This is a genomic window from Leucobacter sp. M11 (genome assembly GCF_035726885.1).
In the GTDB taxonomy this organism is placed as follows: Bacteria; Actinomycetota; Actinomycetes; order Actinomycetales; family Microbacteriaceae; genus JAPFRB01.
Window position 1 is genome coordinate 256146 of sequence record NZ_JAPFRB010000002.1, and the last position, 1960, is coordinate 258105.

The 1960-nt window shown below is 66.9% G+C and carries 1 protein-coding gene; it reads left to right on the forward strand.

Features of this window, described 5'->3' with window-relative positions; translation table 11 throughout:
- Nucleotides 1-1923: magnesium-translocating P-type ATPase (gene mgtA, locus OOT08_RS05430; protein ID WP_325091558.1), on the forward strand; the 1923-nt coding region annotated here is incomplete at its 5' end.
- Nucleotides 1924-1960: the final 37 nt, after the last annotated feature.

Sequence of the window (1960 nt, forward strand, 5' to 3'; positions counted from 1 at the left end):
GCGCAGAGCTACTTCGGCAACATGTCGAAGTCCATCGTCGGAAAGCGCCCCGAGACGGCCTTCGATTCCGGCATCAAGCAGGTCACGAAGACCCTCATCCGGTTCATGCTCGTGATGGTGCCGATCGTGTTCATCATCAACGGCCTGACGAAGGACTGGATGAGCGCCTTCCTGTTCGGCGTCACGACCGCGGTCGGCCTCACCCCCGAGATGCTCCCGCTCATCGTGACCGCGAACCTCGCGAAGGGGGCCCAGTACATGGCCCGGCGCAAGGTCATCGTGAAGCGGATGAACTCGATCCAGAATCTCGGGGCGATGGACGTGCTCGCGACCGACAAGACGGGCACCCTGACCGAGGACCGCATCGTGCTCGAGCGCCACCTCGACGTGCACGGGCGCAGCAGCGAGCGCACCCTCGGCTACGCGACCGCGAACGCGCACTTCCAGACCGGGCTGCGCAACCTGCTGGACCGCGCCATCCTGGACGAGGCCGGGGAGGCGGAGCTGGTCCGTGTGCAGTCCCTGCACCGGCTGGTGGACGAGGTCCCCTTCGATTTCGAGCGGCGGCGGATGTCCGTCATCGTCACCGATGAGGACCGGCACCTCCTCATCACGAAGGGGGCGATGGAGGAGGTGCTCGCCCAGTGCACGCACGAGCTGGACGGGGGCCGCGAGGTCCCCCTCAGCACCGCGCGGATCGCCGCGCTCGAGGGCCTCGTCCACGAGCAGAACGCGCTCGGCATGCGGGTGCTCGCCGTGGCCACCCGGCACTTCGAGCCGACGGACGGCATGGAGACGGAGTACGTCGCCTCCCACGAGTCCGAGCTCGTGCTCGCGGGCTTCCTGGCCTTCCTCGACCCGCCAAAGGAGAGCGCCCGGGAGGCGCTCGACAGCATCGCGGGCCACGGCATCGCGGTCAAGGTCATCACCGGGGACAACCCGGTGGTCGCCGAGTCCGTGTGCCGGGACGTCGGCCTCGATGTCGGCACCGTGGTGCTCGGCCAGGAGATCGACGGTCTCTCCCTGCACGAGCTGACGGACCTGACCGAGCGCACGACCGTATTCGCCAAGGTGAACCCGACGCAGAAGGCGCGGATCGTGGAGGCGATGCGCGCGAACGGGCACACCGTGGGCTACCTCGGCGACGGCATCAACGACGCCCCCGCCCTCCGCGTCGCGGACGTCGGGATCTCGGTGGACACCGCGGTGGACATCGCGAAGGAGTCCGCGGACATCATCCTGCTCGAGAAGGACCTCACGGTTTTGGAGGGCGGCGTCATGGAGGGTCGGCGCACCTTCGTGAACACCATGAAGTACATCAAGATGACCGCGTCCTCGAACTTCGGCAACATGTTCTCCGTGCTCGTCGCGAGCGCGATGTTGCCGTTCCTGCCGATGATCCCGCTCGTCGTCCTCGTCCAAAATCTCAGTTATGACCTCTCCATGCTGACCCTGCCCTGGGACCGGGTGGACGAGGAGGAGGTCCGCCGACCCCGGGTGTGGGAGTCGAAGACGCTGGCGCGATTCATGATCCGGATCGGGCCCATCTCCTCGATCTTCGACATCACGACCTACGCGCTGATGTGGTTCGTGTTCGCGGCGAACACGGTCGATCAGGCCGCGTTCTTCCAGTCGGGCTGGTTCATCGAGTCGATCATCTCGCAGACGCTCATCGTGCACATGATCCGCACCCGGCGGATCCCGTTCTTCCAGTCAACGGCGAGCATGCCGGTGCTGCTGGCGACGGGCGCGGTGTGCGTGTTCGGGCTGATCCTGCCGTTCAGCGGCTGGGGCGCCAGCCTCGGGCTCGTCCCGCTCCCCGCGAGCTACTTCCCGTGGCTCATCGCCACCCTCGTCTCGTACTGCCTGCTGACGCAGTTCATCAAGACGACGTTCATCGCGCGCTACGACTCCTGGATCTGAGCCGTGCGGCCCGTCGCTCCCCGGCGCGGCGGCGGGC